The organism is gamma proteobacterium symbiont of Lampromicra miyakona (genome assembly GCF_059730895.1).
The window spans coordinates 2,110,541-2,134,320 of sequence record NZ_AP035932.1 but is presented as its reverse complement, the minus strand read 5'-3'; the positions used below and the strand labels follow the sequence as shown (position 1 = coordinate 2,134,320).

The following is a 23,780-nucleotide window of genomic DNA, read 5'->3' as shown; positions in this document are numbered from 1 at the left end:
TTATGAAGGTAAGCGCGGCGTCACGTCGCGCAGGGGGAGATCAACTGGCCAGCAGAAGCGCACGCAGGCGCCGCCCAGCGGACTGCTCTCAATCGAGACCTGGCCCTGCAGCGCCTGCGCAATAGAGTGCACAATCGCCAGACCGAGGCCGCAGCCGCCGGTGGCGCGATCGCGGCTGGGATCGAGCCGTACGAAAGGTTCGAATACCCGCTGGCGTTCATCCGGCGGAATGCCCGGACCATCATCTTCAACCTGCAGATTGCCGATGGCGCCGTCAAACCACAGGCTGACACGCAGCCGCTGCTGCGCATAGCGCAGGGCGTTATTAACGAGGTTATCCAGCACCCGCTCCATCAGGCGCGTATCTGCCGCGCCAATGTTTTCCAGCTGCGGAATATCCAGCGTAATGTGCGTCTGCGGATTCATGGTCTGCACGTCAGCGATGTGCACGCGCAGCCACTGGGCCAGATCGAAAGATTGCAGATTGAGGTCAACGCGCGGCCGGTCGAGGCGCGCATAGGTCAGCAGCTCCTCAATCAGGCTCTCCAGCTGGCCGACGTCACGGTTCAGCGCTGCGGATTCTGCCGCGCTGAGGTTTTCACTCATCTCCAGCCGGTAACGCAGCCGGACCAGCGGCGTGCGCAGTTCGTGCGCGATACCGTCAATCAGCTGTTTTTTACTCGCCACCAGCGTATTGATGTTGTCCGCCATCTGGTTGAACGCCACGCCAAGGCTGTGCAGGCTGGAGGTGTTTTCAAAATGGGTGCGCACGTCAAGCTCGCCGCGACCAAAGCGCTGAGCCGCTTTCTCCAGCCGCTGCATCTCCTGCCAGTGCGGGCGCAGCCAGATGAACACCGGTAGCGCCAGCGACATGCCAATAAACGCCAGCAGGGCGATATCAAGGATGCGCATCTGGTGCAGATAAAACAGGTAAGGAATCGGTCCGACCGACAGCACATAGTGGCTGCGCGGGATGTGCTGCAGGAAGGTGTACTGATCGTCAAGGGCGACGATCTCACCGGCGCGCAGCCGCTTCATGTCGGCTTCGTCCAGCTGATATTTGCTCATCGGTTCGATGTGCAGCTCAAAGGATAAATCGAGATCGAGGTTGCGGATGGTTTTATTCCAGTCGCGCGGCGGGATCTCACGCAGTTCGCTGCGCATCAGAAACAGCGAGCTGGCCATCAGGTCGTTCATCGACTGGCGTCCGGCGCGCTCGGCGGTGAATTTGTACACCAGACCCACCAGCAGCGTCATCACCAGGAAGCAGACGAACAGCAGCAGATAGAACTGAATGAAGAGCTTTCTCATCAGGAGCGGGTATCCCAGGCCTGCGGCGCGAACAGATAGCCTTTGTTACGGATGGTTTTGATGCGGAACGGCTCGGTGGCGCTGTCGTACAGTTTCTTGCGCAGGCGTGAAATAGCGACGTCGATGCTGCGATCCATGCCGTCATAGCTCACGCCGCGCAGGGTTTTCAGCAACGCGTCACGGTCGAGAATTTCTCCGGCGTGGCTCGCCAGCTCCCACAGCAGGTCAAAATCGGCGGTCGAAAGGGTGATCGGTTCGTCGAACAGGATCACCTGGCGGTTGAGCGCATCAATGGTGAGTGAACCAAACCGCAGCACCTTTTGCGAGCTCTGCACGGCGGGTGCGGCTTCCGGTTTGGCCACGTGCGCCTGGCGCAGATGCAGGCGCAGACGCGCCAGCAGCACCGCCGGCGGCGTGGTTTTCAGAATATAGTCATTGGCGCCCATCTCCAGCGCCAGAATGTGGTTCATGTCGCTGTCGAGCGAGGTCAGCAGCACAATCGGTCCCTGCCAGTGCGCACGCAAATCGCGGCACAGCGTCATGCCATCTTTGCCCGGCAGCATGATATCCAGTAATACCAGATCCGGATCGGCGGCGAGAATGGTCGCTTCCGCGCGATCGCCGCGCGTCTCAACCAGCACCTCAATATCGTGGCGGCCAAGATAAGCCGCAATCAGTTCGCCGACTTCCGGCTCATCTTCCACATAGACAATTTTGTTCATAATGCTCTGTCATGGCTGAGAATGTCAGCAGCATAGCTTTTCCTGGTCCTGAGCTCTACGCTACCGCACGAATTATCCTTGTCTTACTGGTATGTACACCGTGAAATGTGCCATTATTACCGGCGCGTTCTGGCGCAAGGTTCGGAATCGTACTGAAAACAGGAGGAGTGCGAGGGTGTCTGATAAAGAGCTGGCTTCAGCCGGATACAGTGACCGCATCTGCTTCAACTACAGTGACTTCCTTTCCGCTTCCTGCAAAAAACGCTGGAGCTTTGTCGATGCCATTTACGGCGTGATGCCAATTTTTGGCATGGTGACGCGCAAGTCCGGGCACAGTTTACAGGCCAGCGACGACCATCTGAAAGAATTAGCATTACAAATCATTTCAACCCAGGTCAGCGACGAAATTAACATTGCCCGCCTTATTACCCTGGCCGAACAGCAGCACATCAGCCGCTTCGATATTCAGCTGCCTTATCCGCTGTCCACTGAGCAGCTTGACGCCATCCATCTGGAATACCGCAAGCCGCTCAATCTGACACAGCAGAACGATCTGCTGTGCGTTTCCATTCCTTTACAACCGCACTGATTAGCGCGTCAGCTGCCACAGCGCGGGCAGTGAGGCGGCAATTAACAGCACGATGGCGATGCGCTCCAGCGCAAACAGCGGTTGGTCGCCGCGGCCACCGCGTCGTGCATACAGGAACAGCAGCAGACCCGGCGCGTAAAGCACCACCGACAACAGCAGATGCAGCGGCCCCGAGGCGTAGAGCAGCCAGAGTCCATAGGCGCTGGCACCGAGACCGGTCAAGAGGGCCAGCGGTTTGTGCTGACCACGTACCACTTTGACCAGATACAGACCGACCAGCAAATAGGGCACGAGGATCATTTCTGAGGCGATAGTCAGCAGCGTGTTGTAATCCGCGCCGGTAACCGCAATCAGAATCAGGCACACCTGCACGCTGCCGTTAGTCAGCCACAGTGACGCCGCCGGCGCGTTATGGCGGTTCTGCCGGGCAATGCTGCGCGGAAACGCACCCTGCTGCGCGGCGAGGAACGGGACTTCCGCCGCCATAATGGTCCAGCTGAGATAGGCCCCGCACACCGAGATAATCAGGCCAACCGCAATCACCGCATCGCCCCAGTGACCGAGCAGCCGTTCCATCAGACCGGCCATCGACGGATTGCGCATCTGCGCCAGTTCCGCACGCGGCACCACGCCAAGCGACAGCAACGTCACCAGCAGGTAGACCAGCAGCGCGGCCAGCACCGCCAGCAGCGTGGCGCGCCCGACATCTTTCTTGTGGCGCGCGCGGGCAGAGACCACCACCGCGCCTTCCACGCCAATAAATACCCACAGGGTGATCAGCATGGTCTGTTTAACCTGCTGCCACAGCGGCTGGCCGAGCGCCGCGCCGTCAAAGTCAAAACGGAAGCGATCGTAATTAAATGCCAGCAGCGCCAGCACCACGAACAGCAGCAGCGGCACCAGTTTGCCCAGCGTCGCCAGCAGGTTGATGCTGGCCGCCGTCTGTACGCCGCGCAGCACCAGCCAGTGCACCAGCCACAGCAGTACAGAAGCGCCAAGCATCGCCTGCCAGGTGTTGCCATCGCCAAACACGATGCGATCCGGCGTATCGGTAAAGAAGCTCAGCGCTGAAAACACAATCACCAGATACGAGACGTTGGCAATCACCGCACACAGCCAGTAACCCCATGCCGAGCAGAAGCCGGTCAGCTCGCCGAAGCCGGCGCGCGCGTAGGTGAAGATACCGCCATCCAGTTCCGGGCGCAGACGCGTCAGCAGCAACAACGCCAGCGACAGAAAGAGGATACCGACACCGGTGATCAGCCAGCCGATCAGCAGCGCCGCCGGACCGGCAACCGCCGCCATATTTTGTGGCAGGCTAAAGACGCCCGCGCCGAGCATCGAGCTGAGCACCAGCGCAGTGAGCGCGCTAAGACCTAATTTTTTATCCAAAACGCCATTCCTGAGCAGCAGAGTGTGCTGGGTAGTAGTTGTTCAGCCAGAGTGTAACGTGGCAATCAGTCCCGTTTAAAACGGAATACCCTGAAAACAGGCGGCAGATTTTACGGAGAGCGAACGGTGAAGGCAATGCAAGACTATGCAGATTTGCACACGGATTATGCAAACGGCAGGGCGACGGGCGCCGCCCTGCGCGGGGATTATTTAAACAGGTCAGCAGTGACGGTCAGGTTGCCGCCGCTCTGGTTCTGCCACTGGCGCGTAATGTGATAGTACTTCGCGCCTTTGGCGATGGCGCGTTTGCCCACGGCTTCTGAGATCTCGGTTGGCGTGCCGAAGTGATCGGAGAAGGAGATGGTGTCAAACGGCTGCATCTGTGCGGCAGTGATAGCATTGACTTCCTGCACGCTGCGGCCATCCGGCTGCGTCACAGTATAACGCTGACCGGTAGAGCTTTGGGTTTCAAAGAAACGACCCACGCTGGTGCTTGGCGTATCTGAGGAAGCAACGCCAGGGATTGCCACTTTCTTCGCCGCTGCGCCGCCCGCAGCCAGCGCTGCTTTACCGGCTTCTGAATCAGCCGGAATGGAGTCAGACGTATCCTGCACCACGCGCGCTTTGGCATCGGCTTTATACACGTAGGCGGTCACGTACTGGTTGCCACCGTTGTTAGCATCCACCTGACGCACAATAAAGAAGGAGGCCGCGCCTTTGTTTTTCGCCGCTTTGGCGATGGCTTCGTTCACGTCCGGCTGGCTGGAGAAGAAGCCGCTGACGGAGACGGTGTCAAACGGCTCAAGGCGATATGCTTCCGCCTTAGGCAGCTCTTTCACGCCGTTGAACATCCGGTATTGCGTGCTTTGTTCCACTTTCGCTGCATTGGCTTTGTACAGATCGGCGGTAACGCGCCAGTTGCCACCGTTACCGTTGCTGTCGTTTATGCCCTGCACGTAGAAAGAGTCCGCGCCTTTGGCGTCGGCGGCTTTAGACACGGCGTCTGTTGCATCGCCAATTGCATTAAAACGGCCGCTAATATTGATACGTTCGAATGGTTTTAACGCGGCCGCTTGTTCTGGCGTTAACTCTTTGGCAGCAAACGCATTGGCTGCCAGCAGTGATAACAGGGTCGACGCCAGAATGGTGTTCTTCAGCTTCATAAAAATGATCCTTCGCCTTACGCAAATTGAGTACGAAAACGTGCTGGACTCTTGATGTATAACAGATTAGCCGCTGATTATTGCATGTAATAATCGGCCTGTCTCAGCCAATTTATGCGCATAACATTGACAATCCCAGCATTTTATTCATCGGCCTGTCATCTTTCGCTGTTATGGCTTTTTTTTGGTCAGCTTACCGCTTTAACCGGTATCGCTTAGTACCAGAATAGTTAACGCATTGTTAAATATAGGTTTTTAAAAACAGTTAATTCGTCATGACACGATTAGGCACAGCAGATTATTTTCCATATTGCCGCAAACCTGGTCGCATCCCGCGGTATTCATCGCTGGCATCTGAATATCTGTGTGAATGTCATAAGTGTGCGTTATGGCGCTAGATCGTCCTGGGCATTTTCAGTAGGTTATAAAGACTTTGTTACATAGTGCATTTCGCTCATAAAAAGCTGAAACAGCGTTTCGGCTTTTAAGCATGTGCCCCTTACAGAACCTCATCCTTTAATCATGGAAAGGAAACAGTATGTTAATTGGGATACCCAAAGAGCGGTTAGCTAACGAGTCCCGCGTCGCAGCGACGCCAAAGACCGTTGAGCAGCTCATCAAGCTGGGATTCAGCGTCACCGTTGAGCAGGGCGCCGGGTTGCACGCCAGCTTTGATGATGACAGTTTTATCGCCGCCGGTGCCAGCATCAGTAATCCGCAGGATGTCTGGCAGTCCGACATCGTGCTGAAGGTGAACGCGCCAGACGACAGCGAGATCGCCCTGATGCGCGCGGGCAGCACGCTGGTGAGCTTTATCTGGCCAGCGCAGAACCCGGCGCTGCTGGAGAAATTAGCCGCACGCAACATCACCGTGATGGCGATGGATTCCGTACCGCGTATTTCGCGCGCGCAGTCGCTGGATGCGCTCAGCTCGATGGCGAACATCGCCGGTTACCGTGCCATTGTTGAAGCAGCCCATGAGTTTGGCCGCTTCTTCACCGGGCAAATCACCGCCGCCGGTAAAGTGCCACCGGCCAAAGTGATGGTCATCGGGGCTGGCGTGGCCGGGCTGGCGGCGATTGGCGCGGCGGGCAGTCTCGGTGCCATCGTGCGCGCCTTCGACACCCGTCCGGAAGTGAAAGAGCAGGTGCAGAGTATGGGCGCCGAGTTCCTTGAACTCGACTTTGAAGAGGAAGCGGGCAGCGGCGACGGTTACGCCAAAGTGATGTCCGAGGCCTTTATCAAGGCGGAGATGGCGCTGTTCGCGGCGCAGGCGCAGGAAGTGGATATTATCGTCACTACCGCGCTGATCCCGGGCAAACCGGCACCGAAGCTGATCACCGCAGAGATGGTGGCCAGCATGAAGCCGGGCAGCGTGATTGTTGATCTCGCGGCAGCCACCGGCGGTAACTGCGATCTGACTGTCGCCGACCGCGTCACGCTGAGCGACAACGGCGTCAAAATCATCGGCTACACCGATCTGCCGAGCCGGCTGCCAACGCAGTCCTCGCAGCTGTACGGCACCAACCTGGTGAACCTGCTGAAGCTGCTGTGTAAAGAGAAAAACGGCGAGATCGTGGTTGATTTTGACGATGTCGTGGTGCGCGGCGTCACGGTAATTCGTGACGGCGAAGTGACCTGGCCTGCGCCACCGATTCAGGTCTCTGCTGCGCCACAGGCCGCAAAACCTGCCGCACAGCCGCAGGTGAAAGCGGCAGAGAAGCCCGCTGCGCCGTGGCGCAAATATCTGCTGCTGGCGCTCGCGGTAGTGCTGTTCGGCTGCCTGGCCAACGTCGCGCCAGCGGAATTCCTGTCGCACTTCACCGTGTTCGCGCTTGCCTGCGTCGTCGGGTATTACGTGGTGTGGAACGTCAGTCACGCGCTGCATACGCCGTTAATGTCCGTCACCAACGCCATCTCCGGCATTATTGTGGTGGGCGCGGTGCTGCAGATGGGCCATGGCGGCTGGGTCACCTTTTTGGCGTTTATCGCCGTCCTGATTGCCAGCATCAATATCTTCGGTGGTTTCACCGTCACCCAGCGCATGCTGAAAATGTTTCGTAAGAATTAAGGGGTAACAACATGTCTGGCGGATTAGTGACTGCAGCATACATTGTTGCCGCAATTCTGTTTATTTTCAGCCTGGCCGGGCTCTCGAAGCATGAGACCTCAAAGCAGGGCAATATCTTTGGTATCAGCGGCATGGCGCTGGCGCTGCTCGCCACCATTTTTGGTCCGCACAGCGGCAACGTGGCGTGGATTCTGCTGGCGATGGTGATCGGCGGTGCGATTGGCGTGCGTCTGGCGAAGAAAGTCGAAATGACCGAAATGCCGGAGCTGGTGGCGATTTTGCACAGCTTTGTCGGTCTGGCGGCGGTGCTGGTCGGGTTCAACAGCTACCTTGACCACGCGCCAGGACTGTCGGCAGTGATGGAAAATATCCATCTGACCGAAGTGTTCCTCGGCATCTTTATCGGTGCGGTGACCTTCACCGGCTCGGTGGTGGCATTTGGCAAACTGCGCGGCAAGATCTCCTCAAAAGCGCTGATGCTGCCGCATCGCCATAAAATGAACCTGGCGGCGCTGGTGGTCTCATTCCTGCTGATGCTGTGGTTTGTGCGTACCGACAGCACCGCTGCACAGGTCGTTGCGCTGCTCCTTATGACGGTGATTGCGCTGGTGTTCGGCTGGCATCTGGTGGCGTCGATTGGCGGTGCGGATATGCCGGTGGTGGTCTCGATGCTCAACTCCTATTCGGGCTGGGCGGCGGCGGCGGCGGGCTTTATGTTGAGCAACGACCTGCTGATCGTCACCGGTGCGCTGGTGGGCTCCTCCGGTGCCATCCTGTCGTACATTATGTGTAAAGCGATGAACCGTTCCTTTATCAGCGTGATTGCCGGCGGGTTCGGCACTGACGTGAGCGGTGCCGACGCGGGCGAAGAGGCGGGTGAACACCGTGAAATCAGCGCGGAAGAGACGGCAGAACTGCTGAAAAACTCGACCTCGGTGATCATCACGCCGGGCTACGGTATGGCGGTCGCCCAGGCGCAGTATCCGGTGGCAGAGATCACCGAGAAACTGCGCGCGCGCGGTATCAAGGTGCGTTTCGGTATTCACCCGGTCGCCGGTCGTTTGCCGGGGCACATGAACGTGCTGCTGGCGGAAGCCAAAGTGCCGTACGATGTGGTGCTGGAGATGGATGAGATCAACGATGATTTCAGCGATACCGACACCGTGCTGGTTATCGGTGCCAACGACACCGTCAACCCGGCGGCCCAGGACGATCCGCGCAGCCCGATTGCCGGTATGCCGGTGCTGGAAGTGTGGAAAGCGCAAAACGTCATCGTGTTCAAACGCTCGATGAACACCGGCTATGCCGGAGTGCAGAACCCGCTGTTCTTTAAAGAGAACACCCAGATGCTGTTTGGCGATGCCAAAGCCAGCGTCGAAGGCATTCTGCGCGCGCTGTAGGAAACGAAAAGGGCGGTGATGTCACCGCCCTGACAGGCACAAACCGGGGCGGCGCAGGATGGCCGCCCTGCGTTATTTAATCCTCTTCATCTTCCTCATCGTCGAGGTCAATCGGCGATTTGAAATCATCCGGCTTAATCGCCAGCAAATCACAGCGCAGGTGATCGATCACCTGTTCAGCGGTATTGCCGAGAAACGCAGCTGACAGACCGGTACGACCGATGGTGCCCAGCACCACAATCCCGGCGTCGAGATGCGACGCGATATCCGGGATGACTTCTTCCGGCAGGCCCTTCGCTACGTGGGTAAACTCCTCGCCGATGGAGAATTTCTGGCGCAGCGCTTTCATCGCCACCAGATGCTGGCCGCGAATGGCATCGTTATAGACGCTGGGATCAAAATCCGGCAATTCGATGGCAATGTTAATCGGCGTGACGGGATAGGCGCCCACCAGATGCACCTCGGTGTGATTCACCATTTCGGCCAGCCGCGTGGTCTCGCGGATCAGTTTTTGATTAAGCTCATCATGATGCGGTTCCTCGCTCGCGAGGTTTACCGCCACCACCGCTTTGCCGCCTTCCGGCCATGGCTGGTCTTTAACCATCCACACCGGGCACGGGCACTTACGCAGCAGGTGCCAGTCGGTGGGGGTAAAAATCACCGCTTCCAGACGATCGTGCTGGTGCGCCATCTTCAGGACCAAATCATGCTGATGCGCCAGCACTTCCTGAATGATGGCTTCGTACGGCCGGTTATGCCACACCACTTTGATCTCGATATCCACGCCGGCTTCCAGATAGGCCTGCGCCTGTTCGCGGATCCATTCGGTGCGCTGGCTAATCACCCCTTTGCGCATGTTGACGCGCTCGTCGGGCGACAGCAGGGTGGTCATTTCGTAGGAGAAGTCGTAGATAGGCAGGAAGGCTTTGATTTTTCCGCCGATACGTTGATTGAGATACACCGCACGCCGCAGCGCCGGCTGGTCGTCCTGCTGAGCATCAATCGCCACCAGAATATGCTGATACCGGGACATAAGGCACTCTCCTCAAACCAAAGCGAAGTTGGATTAAAGATAGCCTAAGATGGCGCAGGGCAGAAGCGGAAAAGTTGTTGCCGGATCAATAAAATAACATTTATCGACCCGGCAGGCGGTTACGCTGCCTGATCGGTCTGGCCGGCCAGTTCAGCCAGCAGCGCATGGTTTTCGATGGTGATATATTTGCCTTTCACCGCCAGCATGCCGCTTTTCTGGAAACGTCCCAGCAGACGGCTGATGGTTTCGACGGTGAGTCCCAGATAGTTACCGATGTCACCGCGCGTCATGGTCAGGCGGAATTCACGCTGTGAGAAACCGCGCTGGCCGAAGCGACGCGACAGGTTCCAGATAAACGCCGCCAGACGCTCTTCCGCGTTCTTCTTCGATAACAGCAGGATCATATCCTGATCGCCTTTGATCTCGCCGCTCATCAGACGCATCATCTGCTGACGCAGCGCCGGCATTTTACCGGACAGATCGTCGAGGGTTTCAAACGGAATTTCACATACCATGGCCGTTTCCAGCGCCTGAGCGAAGCTCGGATGATGCGCGCTGACGATGGCGTCAAAGCCCACCAGATCGCCCGCCAGATGGAAACCGGTGATCTGTTCATCACCCTGTTCGGTAATGGTGTAACTTTTAATGGTGCCGGAGCGGATAGCATAAAGGGATTTCAGTTCATCACCGGCTTTGAACAGCGTCTGGCCTTTCTGAATCGGCTTTTTGCGTTCAATAATATTGTCCAGCTGATCCAGTTCATGTTCGTTCAGCGTGAAGGGAATACACAACTGGCTGATACTGCAATCCTGACAGTGGATGGCACAACCGCCAGACTGAATACGTCGAATGCTGCGTTTTTCCGGGATCATATAGGTACGCTCGATGATTATTGACTGTCGTCAATTTTAACATTTTTCTTTGTCATGTGAACTCATCCGAGCAGTAATAATGATCAAAACCGCACAAATGCTGGGTATTCGCGGCTTTGATGTCTGCAAATTACCAGCCGGTTTTTGATCTGGAACGTTTTCTTTCCATATTTACATCCGGACACAACCTGATCCCGCGCAGAAAGTGACGGATGTGATAGCCGATAACCTTTGCTACTATTTTGCTTTCGGGTGGCATGTTGCGCCCGATTCACCACCAGGCGTGAGGAAAACACCATGAACCTTGATGATGAAGACCTTTTCCGCGATGCCATGGGTGATGTAACCCCGTTAAAAGATTGCGCCAACACCCAGTGGCTGCGCGCGCCGTCTACCAAAGCGCCGCGCCAGCAGCCGCATGACGACGCACCGGAAAACTTCCTGACGCGCGGCTTCCTTGAGATTATCCCGCGCGACACGCCGCTGGATTATAAAGCCGATGGCATTCAGCAGGGCGTGCTCGATAAGCTGCGGCTAGGCAAATATACGCTGGACGCCAGTCTTAATCTGTTGCGCCAGCCGGTGGAGACCTGCCGGCAATCGCTGTTCAGCTTTATGCTGGAAGCGCGCAAACAGGGCCTGCGCAATCTGCTGATTATTCATGGCAAAGGGCGGGATGATGAAGCGCACGCCAATATTGTCCGCAGCTACGTGGCACGCTGGCTGCGACAATTTGACGACGTTCAAACTTTCTGCAGTGCGCAACCGCAACACGGCGGCAGCGGCGCAGTCTATGTCGGGCTGCGCAAAACCGATCGCGCGCGCCTCGATAATCGCGAACGCCACGCCAAACGCAGCCGTTAACTGTGAAATTTGCGGATGGTGGCCATCAGCACTTCCGCGCTTAGCGAGAGCGAGTGGCCGCTGCGGGTAATAATGCCCACCGGCTCGCCGGGGCCGGGCGATGCGATGGGCAGTGCGCTGAGCGCATTGTGACTTAAATCTTCCTTCACCGCGCCGGATGGCACAAACCACACATAGTCATAACGCAGCGCCAGCTGGCGGGCCAGCGAGGTGGACGAGGTTTCGACACAGTTGCCCGGCAACGAGCAGCCTTGTTCATCCAGCATGTGCTGGGCAATGCGCCGCGGCGCGGTGCCTTCAGGCGAAATCACCACCGGCCACTGCATAGCGCGGGAAAGTGTGACGTTGTCACTTAAGAGCGGGTGCTCCGGTCGTACCACCAGCTTGAGCGATTCGAGAAACAGCAATTCGTAGGTCAGGCCGGTCATCATTTCGCTGTCCGCCATACGGCCAATGCCAATATCAAACTCCCCGGCGCGCAGGCCAGCCAGCAGCACATTATTGTGCAGCGTGGCCACCTGTACCGTGGTGTTCGGCTGCTGTTCGTGGAAGCGATCCAGGATCTGCGGCAGCATCCCCATGGCGGCGGTGGTGAGGGCGCCAAGGCGGATCACGATCGGGCGTCCGGAAACCGGCGAGTTGAAACTTTGTCCGGCGTGGTTAAGCGCATCCAGTACTTTCACCGCGTGGGTCAGGAACTGTTCTCCCAGCGTCGTCAGCTGAGCACCGAGACGACCGCGCTCAAACAGACGCGCGCCCGCCAGTTCCTCCAGCTCATTCAGCGTCTTAGACAGCGCCGGCTGACTCAGATTGAGGGTTTCCGCAGCGCGGCCCAGCGTGCCCTGTTGCGCGACTGCCACGAAGGTGTGTAAATGGCGCAGACGAATGCGCTGATTAAAGAGATGATTTTTGTCCATAAACGCCAGCGTAATGAGTCAGAGTGGTCAGCGGCAAGTGGCTGACCGAGATTCTGTTAACTTACCTGCAAAATTATATTAACAAAAACAGTCAGCGTGAGAAGTTTTAGTAAGTGACTGTATTAGTTGGCTTTATAAATAACCGGGCATCCGGGCGCGTTTCTGCATTCAGCGTTATCAGTAGCTTAGTGGGTAAAATGTTGAATAATTCTCAATTTCACTTAAAAATCCTGCCCGTTATTGTTAACGATGCGCTATCATAAGCGCCGTTTTTTTTACCAAAACTGATGACCTATTCGTGATAATCCTGCAGGAGTGGTACCGTGACCAGCGCTGAAGCCATTGACGTCCGCCAGCTCATCAACCAGAGCGCGTTAAGCAGCTGGCAGAAGCGTTTAATTGCGCTGTGCTTTGTCGTGGTAGCGCTGGATGGCATGGATATCGCGCTGATGGGCTTTATCGCGCCGACGCTGAAAGCCAGCTGGGGCGTGACCAATCATCAGTTGGGGATGGTGATCAGCGCGGCGCTGATTGGGCTGGCGCTGGGTGCCATGGTGGCTGGACCGCTGGCCGATCGCTACGGCCGCCGCGTGATGATTCTGCTCAGCGTGCTGTTTTTTGGCCTCTGGACGCTGGCGACCGCCATGGCGCAAAACATCGAACAGATGATGCTGTTCCGTTTCCTCACCGGTCTGGGGCTGGGAGCGGCGATGCCCAACGTCGGCACGCTGGTGGCCGAATACGCGCCCGAGCGGCGTCGCTCGTTTATTATCACCGTGGTGTTCTGCGGCTTCACCTTTGGCGCGGCCTCCGGCGGTTTTGCCGCCTCGTGGCTGCTGCCGCGCTATGACTGGCATTCGGTGATGCTGATGGGCGGCGTGCTGCCGCTGCTGGTGCTGCCGTTTCTGCTGCGCGGCCTGCCGGAGTCGGTGCGCTTTCTCATCAGCCAGCGCGCGCCCGCTGCGCGCATTCACGCTATTCTGGCGCGCATGCTGCCGGGTAGCGTCCGGCCTGACAGCCATTTTCAAAGCAGTGAACCGCTGGCCGCGCGCCACGGTGCAGTGGCCACCGTCGTCTCACCGCGCTATCTGTTTGGCAGTCTGATGCTGTGGGGCGGCTACTTTATGGGGCTGTTTCTGGTGTACCTGATTGGCAGCTGGCTGCCATCGCTGATCAACACGCTGGGCATGTCTGTCACCGAAGCGGCTATCGTCACCGCCATGTATCAGGCGGGCGGCACCGTTGGCTCACTGTTTGCCGGCTGGCTGATGGACCGCATCAACGCCAATCTGGCGCTGGCCATTATTTACTTTTGCGGCGGCATCGCCATTGTGGCGCTCGGGTTTTCCCCGGCGCAGGTCGGGTTGATGAGCGCCATCGCCTTCTGCAGCGGCTTCTGTTTTAACGGTGCCAACACCGGCATGAATGCACTCTCGGCCAGTTACTATCCCACCCATGCCCGCGCGACCGGCTCCAGCTGGATGCACGGCGTCGGCCGCATCGGCGCGATCATCAGCGCCTTCGTTGGCGCTGAGCTGCTGTCCCTCGGCTGGTCGTTTAGCCAGATCTTTCTGCTGCTGGCGCTGCCGGCGGCGCTGACCACGCTGATGCTGGTACTGAAATGCCGCTTTGGTGACCGGCCGCGCGCCACCGAGTGACAGGGCGATCACAGTTCCGCGAAAATGTTACCCGCCGCTAAAGGGTTGATCTACAGTAGCAGCAACCCTTTAGCCCAAGGTGATGACCATGGATAACTTTCTCACCCGCGATGCCATCCGCACGCTGTTTTCTCAGGCCATGTCGGCCATGTACCAGCAGGAGGTGCCGCAATATGGCACCCTGACGCAGCTGGTTACCGCCGTTAACGAACGCACCTTAGAAGCGCAGCCGGCGCTGAAAAACCGTCTGGCCGCCGCCGATGAGCTGAGCCGGCTCGGCGTGGAGCGTCACGGTGCCATTCGCGTCGGCACGGCCGCAGAGCTCAGCACGCTGCGGCAGATGTTTGCCGTGATGGGGATGGAGCCGGTGGGCTATTACGATCTGTCACAGGCGGGCGTGCCGGTGCACTCTACTGCCTTTCGCCCGGTCAGCGACAGCGCGCTGCGGCGCAATCCCTTCCGCGTTTTCACCTCGCTGCTGCGGCTGGAGCTGATCGACGATGCCGCACTGCGTGACAAAGCTGCGGCTATTCTGGCGGCACGCGACATCTTCACGCCTGGCTGCCGGGCACTGATCGCACAGCATCAGCAGCAGGGCGGTCTCAATGCTGCCGATGCCGCCCGCTTTGTTCAGGAGGCGCTGGAAACTTTTCGCTGGCATGCGCACACCACGGTGGACAGCGCCACCTACCGCGCGTTGAGCCAGCAGCATCGCCTGATTGCCGACGTCGTGTGCTTCCGCGGCTGCCACATTAATCACCTGACGCCACGCACGCTGGACATCGATCGCGTGCAGGCGCTGATGCCTTCGCGCGGCATCGAACCGAAAATCCTGATTGAGGGACCGCCGCCGCGCGCGGTGCCGATTCTGCTGCGCCAGACCAGCTTCAAAGCGCTGGAAGAGGCGGTGCATTTTAATGATGGCACGCCTGGCACCCATACCGCGCGCTTTGGTGAAATTGAGCAGCGCGGCGCGGCGCTTACGCCTAAAGGCCGCGCGCTGTACGACCGGCTGCTGGCGCAGGCCGGTACCGGCAGCGATAACCAGCAGCATCAGCAGCACCTCAGCGCGGTGTTTCGTGATTTTCCTGATGATAAACAGACGCTGCGCGAGCAGGAGCTGGCGTGGTTCCGCTACCGTCTGACGCCGCAGGGCGAGCATCAGCCGCCGCGCGCCGGGGAAACCGTGGCGCAGCTGCTGGCCACCGGACGTTTACAGGCGGAACCGATTGTCTACGAAGATTTTCTGCCGGTGAGCGCGGCCGGTATCTTCCAGTCGAATCTCGGCAACCAGACTCAGGCCCGCAGCGCCGGCAATGCCAGTCGTGCCGATTTTGAAGCCGCGCTCGGTGCCGCCGTGCAGGATGAGATGGTGCTGTATCAGCAGACGCAACAGCGCAGTCTGGCGCGCTGCGGCGTGCAGGAATAGGGCGTAGAAAAGCGGCCTGAAAAGTGACAGGATCACTTTTACAGGCCGGCTGGTTTTCTTTCTGATGATTATTGCAGGCGTGCGTCGCGCACCAGCGTATATTTTCCGGCACCCAGGAACAGGATGGCCAGCGCGCCCAGCAGGTAAAGCGCTTCCGTTTCCAGCGACCAGGCGCCGACATCGGTGCGATGCCAGAGTGCGCCCATTTTCACCAGCAGCGTTGCGACTACCATGTTAACGGCAATGATAAAGGCCGCCGGGCGCGTCAGCAGGCCAACGATGACCATAATGGGTGCCACAATTTCCCCGATGTAAGCACCGTAAGCGATGAAACCTGGCATGCCTTTGACGCTGAGCAGATGGGCGATCCAGCCGACGCCATGAATCGCCTTAAACTCGCCATGAAACAGCAACAGCCCGCCGAAGGTTAAGCGTAACAGCAATTTACCGAAATCCGGGTGATCGCTCATCCGGGTGAACAGCTGATTGATGCCAGCAAACATCGCGTCTCTCCGTCACGCCAGGTTAACTTGAAACCATAAAACAGAATGCGCCGCTGCAGTTAACCAAAAAATTTGATGAAGTTGTTCAATGAATCGGTCGCTTATTCGGCTTAATCTGCAAATGCTTGCAGAACATAGACATTCCACTGAGGCCTGCAAATAATGGAATCAGGCTTTACCAGGAACCCGCAATGAAAAACGAACGACGTCTGAGGATCATGACGGCAGAAGGTGAACTCAGAGGCCTGATGGATGATGAACTGTTTACCTTTAAAGGAATACCTTATGCAGCGCCGCCGGTTGGCGCACTGCGCTGGCGTCCGCCGCAGCCGGTGGTACCGTGGCAAACGCTGCGCGATGCCACCGCGTGGGGCGATGCCAGCTGGCAAAATCGTGACTACTGTGTGGCGGCTGGCGGCGGCGATCCGGGCTGCTTCAGCGAAGATTGCCTCTATCTGAATGTCTGGACGCCCGATGTCGAACCCGCTACGCCGTTACCGGTGATGGTATGGCTGCACGGCGGTGGCTTCAGCATCGGCGCCGGCAGCCTTGATCCCTATCGCGGCAAAGCGCTGGCGGCGCAGGGCGTAGTGGTGGTGACACTCAATTACCGCCTTGGCCATTTCGGCTTTTTTGCGCATCCTGCGCTCGACGCCCAGTATCCGCCGGGCAAGGTGGTCAATAATTTTGCGCTGCTGGATCAGATTGCCGCGCTGCAGTGGATTCAGCGTAACATCCCGGCATTTGGCGGCGATCGCCATAACGTCACGCTGTTTGGCGAATCGTCCGGCGCGCGCAGCGTACTGTCGCTATGTTGCTCGCCGCTGGCCGAAGGACTGTTTCATAAGGGCATCGTGCAAAGTGCCTACAGCCTGCCGGACGTGCCGCATAAGCAGGCGCAGCAAACCGGCCTGCAGGTGGCAGCGCATTTCAATCTGGCCGCGGATGCCAGTGCGGAGCAGCTGCGCGCACTGCCGGCCGACAGTTTCTGGCCGCTGGAGCGACCGCTGGCGCTGGGGCCGGTGGCCATCAGCGGCGATGCGGTGCTACCCAGACCGATGCTCGACACCTTTATGGCGGGTAAACAGCATCGCGTGCCGTTGATGATTGGCAGCAACAGCGATGAAGCCAGCGTGCTGGACTACTTCGGCGTAGATGCCCGCAGCGTGTTACAGCAGCTGCGCAGCAAAAGTCGCCTGAGTTATCGCCTGTTGAAGTGGCTGTACGATATCCATGATGACAGCCTGCTGGGACGCGCGGTGGCGCGCGACATGGCGTTTACCGTCATGCCGCTGCTGGTGGCGCAGTCGCAGCACAGCATCGGCATGCCTGCGTGGCGTTACTGGTTTGATTATGTGTCAGAAAACGCGCGTCATCTCTACCCGCACGGCACCTGGCACGGCAACGAAATTCCTTATGTCTTCAATACGCTCGCGACGCTGCCGCCGCCGGGTGACTGGCATTACAGCGCCAGCGATATCGCCTTTGCCGGCCGCGTCAGCGCCTGGTGGGTGGCCTTTGCACGGGATGCCAGTGAGTTCAGCCATCGGCTGCGGCTCGACGGGGAACCCGACTGGCCGGTGTGGCGGCCAGGTGAAGATTTGACTCTCGCCTTTGGCCACGACGGTAAAGCGGAATCGGTGCTGAAGGCGCGATTTATGCGCGGCCGTCTGCGTCTGTTTCGCCTGATGATACGCAGCCACGTTAAACTTTAATAAGCCTGCTAATCATGTAAAAACATCAATGTTTTTTTAAGGCAAATTGGCCGCTATCTGCCTGATTTTACGACCGCTCAGCCGCCCCGCGCGGCACCCCATCCTGCAATTAATTAGCTTACAAAACATTTATCTTTTCCCGGTTCGCTGCCGATAAATACCCTAAGCCCTGTTTTATCCGGGCTGCCAGCGTTCACACCAGGGGATTATGTATGGGTATGTTAAAAAACTTCACGATTCGCGCCGTTATGCTGACCATTCTCGGGCTTTTCTGCCTGTTATGGTGTGGCGTAGGGCTGTTCAGCGTCCACTCGCTGAATGCGCTCGGCGAGGGTAACGAGATTGATCGTCAGCTGGTAAACCAGATGACGGCGCTCAGCAAAGGCAACGATCAATATTTCCGCGTGGTCACGCGTCTGTCGCGGGTAATGGAAGGCCGCACCGCCGGTAACGCGCCGACCGCAGAAGCGTTCGCGCCGGTGCAGCAGGCACTGGATAACATGAAACAGCAGTTAACCCAGTTCAAAGCCATGGCGCCGGGTCCGATGGACAGTGAGACGGTGAACAATGTGATCAGCAGCTGGCAGAAACTGCTGGATGAGGGTATCGCGCCACAGGTGGCGCTGGCGCAGCAGGCTTCACTGGATGCATGGCGCGCGCAGGCCAACAATGTCACGCCGCCGCTGAGCCGGGCGTTTGGTGCCAGCGCAGAAGCGTTTAATCAGGCCGCCAGCAGCAAGCTGGATGAGACCCGCGTGACCGTGGACACGCTTACCAGCATGACCAAAGTGATTATTGTGTCGGCGGTGGTGTTCGGCTTATTGATTCTGCTGTTCACTGACCGTTACCTGGTGACGATGCTGGTGAAACCACTGGATCGCATCCGTAACCATTTTACCGTGATTGCGCAGGGCGATCTCAGCCAGCCGGTGGAAGAATTTGGCCGCAACTGCGTCGGCAAACTGGTGCCACTGCTGCGGGCGATGCAGGACAGCCTGCGTGAAGCAGTCAGCGCCATCCGCAGCGGCACGGAGAACATCTACCGCGGCGCAGCAGAAATTTCAGCCGGCAATAACGATCTTTCATCGCGCACCGAAGAGCAGGCGGCCGCGCTGGAACAGACCGCGGCCAGCATGGAGCAACTGACTGCCACGGTGAAGTTCAACGCCGACAACGCACGTCAGGCCAGCGCGCTGGCGGAGACCGCCACCGGTACCGCGCAGCAGGGCGGCCGTCTGGTTGGCGAAGTGGTGACCACCATGCAGGGCATTTCCGGCAGTTCGAAAAAGATTGCCGAAATCACCAGCGTGATCAACGGCATCGCCTTCCAGACCAACATCCTGGCGCTCAACGCGGCAGTCGAAGCGGCGCGTGCCGGTGAGCAGGGGCGCGGCTTTGCCGTGGTGGCCAGCGAAGTGCGCAACCTGGCGCAACGCAGCGCCGGCGCCGCAAAAGAGATCGCCACGCTGATTGAAGATTCGGTGTCACGCGTTGAAAAGGGCTCGGAGCTGGTCAGCAGCGCTGGCAGCACCATGCATGACATTCTGAAGTCGGTGCAGGATGTGAATGAGATCATGAAGCACATCGCTGCCGCGTCGGAAGAGCAGAGCAAAGGGATTTCGCAGGTCGGCACCGCCGTCACCGAAATGGACAGCGTCACCCAGCAGAACGCATCGCTGGTGGAGCAGGTGTCGGCGGCGGCCAGCGCGCTGGAGCGTCAGACCGAAGAGCTGCAGGCGTCGGTGGCGAAGTTCCGCCTGTCCGACAGCGCGCCGCGCGCGCAGGCCGTAGCATCCGCTGCCGCGCCTGCGCTGCGCCGGCCGGTGTTATCTGCTGCCGCAGGCGCTCAGGGTAAACCCGCCAGCAGTGAAGAGTGGGTTTCATTCTGAGGCTGACACAACCACGCCACCAGCTGCGGCAAAAACGGTGGCGCATCTTTTTCCGCCCGCTGTAACAGGCTGTAGCTCGCCCCGGTTGCCACACTCGCGGCAAACGGGGCGATTAACCGCCCATTCGCCAAATCATTCTCCACCAGCGTAATATCCGCCACCGTCACGCCAAATCCCTGAATCGCCGCGCTGATCGCCAAATCCATGGTGGCGAAGTGCTGATTGCGCGCCATCGGCAACTGCTCCGCCTGGCCGGACAGCCACAGCTGCCAGTCGCGCGTATCGCCGGTCGGATGCAGGAAGGTGAATCTGGCCAGTTCGCTGACATGGCGCGGCGCCGGCACGCTGCTGGCCAGCACCGGCGTCAGGCGCTCGGCAAACAGCGGAATGGCACCGGCAGGCGGCGTGCCGAATACAATCGCCGCATCAAAGTTTTCCAGCTGCGACGCGTGATCAAGCGTGGTGGTGAGCGCCACGTGGATGTCTGGCCGCTGCTGCTCCAGCGCCACCAGACGCGGCACCAGCCAGCGCATAGCGCAGGTCGGGGCTTTCAGCCGAATCGAGGCATTGCTGCGGCTGGCTTTCTCTGTGGCATTGACCAGCAGATTGAATCCCTGTTGCAGCTCCGGCAGTAGCGCCGCGCCCTGATCGGTGAGATGCAGACCGCGCGCGTGGCGTTCAAACAGGGCAAATCCCAGCCAGCTCTCCAGCGCCGCAATTTTGCGGCTCACCGCGCCCTGAGTGATGCACAGTTCGCTGGCGGCGCGCGTCAGGTTGAGATGACGGGCGGTGACCAGAAAGGCATGAATGGCGTTGAGTGGCAGAGCAGAGCGGGACATAACGGCCTCGAGCTATGATTTTTTATCATGGCTATTATGACAACAATTCGCTTGTCGACTCAAGCGTCGCGCCGTTGAATAGAAATCTACTTACGATACGTGGTTATGCAACCTGTGGAGCAATGATGACCCTGAACAGCAGCGTGAAGCTCTCCTCCAAACAGCCGGACGTCGGCACCACCATTTTTAGCGTGATCGGCCAGCTGTCCGCACAGCACCAGGCCGTTAATCTCTCTCAGGGCGCGCCCAATTTCCCGTGTGACCCGCAGCTGGTTGAGCTGGTCAGCCAGGCGATGCGCGACGGCCATAATCAGTACGCCGCCATGACCGGTTTACCGGCGCTGCGTGAAGCGCTGGCGGAGAAGGTGTACCGCCTGTATGGCCAGCAGTACGATGCCGCCAGCGAAGTCCTGATCACCGGCAGTGCCAGTCAGGGCATCTACATGGCGATTTCGGCGCTGGTGCATCCGGGTGATGAAGTGATTTTCTTTGAGCCAGCCTTTGACAGCTACGCGCCGGTGGTGCGGTTACAGGGCGCGACGCCGATCGGCCTCAAGCTGCAGGTGCCGGATTTTGCGATTGACTGGGACGCACTGCGTGCCGCGATCACGCCGCGTACGCGCATGATTATCATCAATACGCCACATAACCCGAGCGGACAGGTACTGAATGCCGTCGATCTCGACCAGCTGGCGGCCCTGACGCGTAACACCGACATCGTGGTGTTGTCTGATGAAGTCTACGAACACATCGTGTTTGACGGCCAGACGCACTGCGGCATGGCCACGCACGCGGAACTGGCACAGCGTAGCGTGGTGGTGTCCTCCTTCGGCAAAACCTTCCACGTCACCGGCTGGCGCGTCGGCTATGCGCTGGCGCCTGCTGCGCTGATGGCGGAGATCGTCAAGGTGCATCAGTTCATGATGTACGCCGCCGATACGCCGATGCAGGTTGGCTTCGCGCAGTATCTGCAGAACCCGCAAAACTATCTGCAGCTGTCGTCGTTTTATCAGGCGAAGCGCGATCGGCTGCAGACGCTGCTGCAGGATTCACCGTTCAGGCTGTTACCGAGCGCCGGTTCGTTCTTTATGTTGGCCAGCTACGGACATTTCAGTGACGAAAGCGACAGTGAAATGGTAAAACGTCTCATCGTCGATCACGGTGTGGCCACCATTCCGCTGTCGGCGTTTTATATGGATGGCACTGACAATAAATTAATCCGCCTTTCTTTTGCTAAAGACGACGCAACGCTCGAAGCCGGCGCGCAGGCGCTGTGCCGGGTTAAAGGGTAATTAGGGGAAAATAATGAAAAAACTGAACGCACTGTTTATCGCACTGGGCATGATCACCTCCGTGCAGGCGCTGGCGCAGGAGAGCCTGCGCTACGGTCTGGAGTCGCAATATCCGCCATTTGAAAGCCGCAACGCGCAGGGCGAGCTGGAGGGTTTTGACATCGAACTGGGCAAAGCCATCTGCCAGGTCGGCCATTTTGACTGCAAATGGGTTGAGAGCAGCTTTGATGCGCTGATCCCGGCGCTGCAGGCGAAAAAATTCGATGCGATTAACTCGGCGATGAACATCACCGAGGCGCGGGCGAAAAGTATCGACTTCACCAACCCGATCTACCGCATTCCTACCATGCTGATCGTGAAGCAGGGCGAGAAACTCGAACCGACGGCGGCGTCGCTGAAAGGTAAAAATATTGGCGTGCTGCAGGGCTCAATCCAGGAAACCTACGCTAAAAAGCACTGGGAATCCCAGGGCGTGACGGTGACGTCGTATCAGGATCAGAACCAGGTGTATAACGACATGGTCGCTGGCCGTCTTGACGGTACGCTGGTGATGTCCGCCGCCGGTCAGTCTGGTTTCCTCGATAAGCCGCAGGGCAAAGGTTTCGCCTTCGCCGGTAAGCCGGTGGAAGACGACACCATTCTCGGTTCCGGCATTGGTTTCGGTCTGCGCAAAGGCGATAGCAAGCTGAAAGGGGAACTGGATGCGGCCATCGCCAAAGTCCAGGCCGACGGCACCGTGACTAAACTGGCGGCGAAATTCTTCCCGGGCATTGACGTCAGCGTCAGCAAGTAAGCGGGTGTCAGCCTGATCGGCAGTTGCCGGTCAGGCTGTCTTGCAACCGCGCTTATCGGGCCGCCAGATAACAGAGCGCTTCCGCCACCTGATACGACTTCACAAATGACGGGATCGGCAGGAATTCAAAGCGCGAATGGAAATTGTGCGCGCCGGTGAAGAAATTCGGCGTCAGTAACCCTTTGGCCGACAGCGCAGACCCATCGGTGCCGCCGCGCATCGGAATCACTTTAGGTTCCACGCCCACCTGCTGCAGCGCAGCAAAAATCAGATCGATTGCCCGCCGGTCCTCACCTATCGCGTTACTGATGTTGCTATAGATATCATTGATCTTCAGCGCGACGTGACCAGTCGGATAGTGCGCGGCGATCTGATCGGCGACTTCCACCAGCTGCTGCTTCTTCGCATCAAAACCCTTTAAATCGAAATCGCGAATCGACGCTTTCAATACCGCCTGGCTGGCATTGGCCTGCATATCATTGAACCAGATATAGCCATCGCGCCCGGCGGTATGCTCGGGCGTGGCAAGCCGGTCGAAGCGGGAGATGAAGTCGTGCGCCATAAGTAGCGGATTCACCAGCACGCCTTTGCCCGACATGGGATGCGCCGGCACGCCGGTGAAGGTAATTTCAGCGGAGGCGCCGTTGAAGCATTCATACACCACTTCGCCCAGCTCGCAGCAGTCGATGGTCCAGGCGAAATCGACGTTAAAGCGCGTCTCCAGGTCCAGCGCCTTGGCGCCGCGCAGGCCGATCTCTTCATCCGGCACAAACGCCACCACCACATCACCGTGCTCGCCACGCAGGTTCTCCACCAGCGTCATCACCACGCTGACTGCCGCTTTGTTGTCGGCCCCCAGCACGCTGGTGCCGTCGCTGAACACAATCTCCTGACCGACATACGGCAGGATTTCCGGATGCTCCGCCACCCGCAACCAGATGTCCTGCTGCGCATTCAGACACAGATCCGCGCCCTCAAAGCGCAGGGTTTGCGGATGGATATCCGGTGATAGCCCGACATCGACGGTATCAATATGGGTGATAAAGCCCACGCGCGGCGCGCCAGGCCGGTTGCCCGGTTTCACGGCGGTCACCGTGGCATGCTGATCAATCACCACATCCTGCAGACCGAGATCGCGCAGCTCCTGCGCCAGCAGTTCCGCCATGGCGTGTTGCGACGGCGTACTGGGCAGCGTGCTGGATTTGGCATCGCTCTGGCTGGAGACCGCCAGATAACGGTAAAAACGCTGGGTCAGCTGACGGGCAAGTTGGTCTGTCATCACAATTCCTTATTAGCTTTGCGCCACTGGAGATACGCCAGACGGCTAA

General features: G+C 58.5%; 20 protein-coding genes. 10 read left to right on the top strand and 10 right to left on the bottom strand.

Annotated features, from left to right (window positions below; all coding sequences use genetic code 11):
* Together rstB and rstA are read right to left on the bottom strand one after the other, a co-directional pair.
* Window positions 1–1,311 (bottom strand): two-component system sensor histidine kinase RstB, encoded by a 1,311-nt coding sequence (gene rstB / locus AC6I8P_RS09865; RefSeq protein ID WP_021506114.1) that lies wholly within the window; start codon window positions 1,309–1,311, stop codon window positions 1–3.
* Window positions 1,311–2,033 carry a two-component system response regulator RstA gene (gene rstA / locus AC6I8P_RS09860; protein ID WP_021506113.1) on the bottom strand — a complete coding sequence of 241 codons (723 nt, stop codon included), beginning with the start codon at window positions 2,031–2,033 and terminating at the stop codon, window positions 1,311–1,313. The genes rstB and rstA overlap by 1 nt, the downstream gene beginning before the upstream one ends.
* A 175-nt stretch (window positions 2,034–2,208) precedes the next feature.
* Between rstA and AC6I8P_RS09855 the strand changes: the two genes are divergently transcribed.
* Window positions 2,209–2,622: a hypothetical protein gene (locus tag AC6I8P_RS09855; RefSeq protein ID WP_136546783.1), complete on the top strand. Its 414-nt coding sequence runs from the start codon at window positions 2,209–2,211 to the stop codon at window positions 2,620–2,622.
* On the opposite strand, the gene AC6I8P_RS09850 is transcribed toward AC6I8P_RS09855, so the two are convergent.
* Window positions 2,623–4,014: a basic amino acid/polyamine antiporter gene (locus tag AC6I8P_RS09850; protein ID WP_498030569.1), complete on the bottom strand. Its 1,392-nt coding sequence runs from the start codon at window positions 4,012–4,014 to the stop codon at window positions 2,623–2,625.
* Window positions 4,015–4,220: 206 nt separating this feature from the next.
* Entirely contained in the window at window positions 4,221–5,177 is a 957-nt protein-coding gene (gene ydgH / locus AC6I8P_RS09845; protein WP_021506110.1) for a DUF1471 family protein YdgH, read from the bottom strand.
* A gap of 538 nt (window positions 5,178–5,715) precedes the next feature.
* Between ydgH and pntA the strand changes: the two genes are divergently transcribed.
* Both pntA and pntB read left to right on the top strand, forming a co-directional pair.
* Entirely contained in the window at window positions 5,716–7,248 is a 1,533-nt protein-coding gene (gene pntA, locus AC6I8P_RS09840; RefSeq protein WP_498030568.1) for a Re/Si-specific NAD(P)(+) transhydrogenase subunit alpha, read from the top strand.
* Window positions 7,249–7,259: 11 nt separating this feature from the next.
* Entirely contained in the window at window positions 7,260–8,648 is a 1,389-nt protein-coding gene (gene pntB, locus AC6I8P_RS09835; RefSeq protein WP_127834059.1) for a Re/Si-specific NAD(P)(+) transhydrogenase subunit beta, read from the top strand.
* A 76-nt stretch (window positions 8,649–8,724) separates the two neighbouring features.
* Here the strand turns inward: pntB and uspE are convergent, their stop codons facing one another.
* Complete coding sequence (uspE, locus tag AC6I8P_RS09830; RefSeq protein WP_058758505.1) at window positions 8,725–9,681, bottom strand: universal stress protein UspE; 957 nt, start codon at window positions 9,679–9,681, stop codon at window positions 8,725–8,727.
* 119 nt (window positions 9,682–9,800) lie between these two features.
* The gene (fnr, locus tag AC6I8P_RS09825; protein ID WP_031279133.1) at window positions 9,801–10,553 is read right to left on the bottom strand and encodes a fumarate/nitrate reduction transcriptional regulator Fnr; all 753 of its coding nucleotides are present in this window, start codon (window positions 10,551–10,553) and stop codon (window positions 9,801–9,803) included.
* Window positions 10,554–10,850: 297 nt separating this feature from the next.
* On the opposite strand from fnr, the gene smrA reads away from it, so the two are divergent.
* The gene (gene smrA / locus AC6I8P_RS09820) at window positions 10,851–11,417 is read left to right on the top strand and encodes a DNA endonuclease SmrA (RefSeq protein WP_498030567.1); all 567 of its coding nucleotides are present in this window, start codon (window positions 10,851–10,853) and stop codon (window positions 11,415–11,417) included.
* Here the strand turns inward: smrA and AC6I8P_RS09815 are convergent.
* On the bottom strand, window positions 11,414–12,334 hold the full coding sequence (locus AC6I8P_RS09815) for a LysR substrate-binding domain-containing protein (protein WP_021506104.1): 921 nt from the start codon (window positions 12,332–12,334) through the stop codon (window positions 11,414–11,416). The two genes, smrA and AC6I8P_RS09815, sit on opposite strands and share 4 nt — an antisense overlap.
* A 323-nt stretch (window positions 12,335–12,657) precedes the next feature.
* Between AC6I8P_RS09815 and AC6I8P_RS09810 the strand changes: the two genes are divergently transcribed.
* Complete coding sequence (locus tag AC6I8P_RS09810; protein WP_104092913.1) at window positions 12,658–13,992, top strand: MFS transporter; 1,335 nt, start codon at window positions 12,658–12,660, stop codon at window positions 13,990–13,992.
* A gap of 88 nt (window positions 13,993–14,080) precedes the next feature.
* Complete coding sequence (gene hglS / locus AC6I8P_RS09805; protein WP_498030566.1) at window positions 14,081–15,421, top strand: 2-oxoadipate dioxygenase/decarboxylase HglS; 1,341 nt, start codon at window positions 14,081–14,083, stop codon at window positions 15,419–15,421.
* 68 nt (window positions 15,422–15,489) lie between these two features.
* Here hglS and AC6I8P_RS09800 read toward each other — a convergent pair whose 3' ends face one another.
* A complete protein-coding gene (locus AC6I8P_RS09800) occupies window positions 15,490–15,924 on the bottom strand; it encodes a DoxX family protein (RefSeq protein ID WP_058769762.1) in 435 nt (144 codons plus the stop codon).
* Between the two features lie 191 nt (window positions 15,925–16,115).
* On the opposite strand from AC6I8P_RS09800, the gene AC6I8P_RS09795 reads away from it, so the two are divergent.
* Together AC6I8P_RS09795 and AC6I8P_RS09790 are read left to right on the top strand one after the other, a co-directional pair.
* Window positions 16,116–17,639, top strand: coding sequence for a carboxylesterase/lipase family protein (locus tag AC6I8P_RS09795; protein WP_498030565.1), 1,524 nt, complete (start codon window positions 16,116–16,118; stop codon window positions 17,637–17,639).
* A 212-nt stretch (window positions 17,640–17,851) separates the two neighbouring features.
* Window positions 17,852–19,528 (top strand): methyl-accepting chemotaxis protein, encoded by a 1,677-nt coding sequence (locus tag AC6I8P_RS09790; protein WP_125308763.1) that lies wholly within the window; start codon window positions 17,852–17,854, stop codon window positions 19,526–19,528.
* Here the strand turns inward: AC6I8P_RS09790 and AC6I8P_RS09785 are convergent.
* Window positions 19,486–20,367 carry a LysR substrate-binding domain-containing protein gene (locus AC6I8P_RS09785; protein ID WP_150361039.1) on the bottom strand — a complete coding sequence of 294 codons (882 nt, stop codon included), beginning with the start codon at window positions 20,365–20,367 and terminating at the stop codon, window positions 19,486–19,488. The two genes, AC6I8P_RS09790 and AC6I8P_RS09785, sit on opposite strands and share 43 nt — an antisense overlap.
* 125 nt (window positions 20,368–20,492) lie before the next feature.
* Between AC6I8P_RS09785 and AC6I8P_RS09780 the strand changes: the two genes are divergently transcribed.
* Together AC6I8P_RS09780 and AC6I8P_RS09775 are read left to right on the top strand one after the other, a co-directional pair.
* Entirely contained in the window at window positions 20,493–21,659 is a 1,167-nt protein-coding gene (locus tag AC6I8P_RS09780; RefSeq protein ID WP_498031163.1) for a methionine aminotransferase, read from the top strand.
* A gap of 13 nt (window positions 21,660–21,672) precedes the next feature.
* Window positions 21,673–22,452 (top strand): transporter substrate-binding domain-containing protein, encoded by a 780-nt coding sequence (locus AC6I8P_RS09775; RefSeq protein ID WP_021506096.1) that lies wholly within the window; start codon window positions 21,673–21,675, stop codon window positions 22,450–22,452.
* 52 nt (window positions 22,453–22,504) lie between these two features.
* Here AC6I8P_RS09775 and pepT read toward each other — a convergent pair whose 3' ends face one another.
* Entirely contained in the window at window positions 22,505–23,731 is a 1,227-nt protein-coding gene (gene pepT / locus AC6I8P_RS09770; protein ID WP_262263836.1) for a peptidase T, read from the bottom strand.
* Window positions 23,732–23,780: the final 49 nt, after the last annotated feature.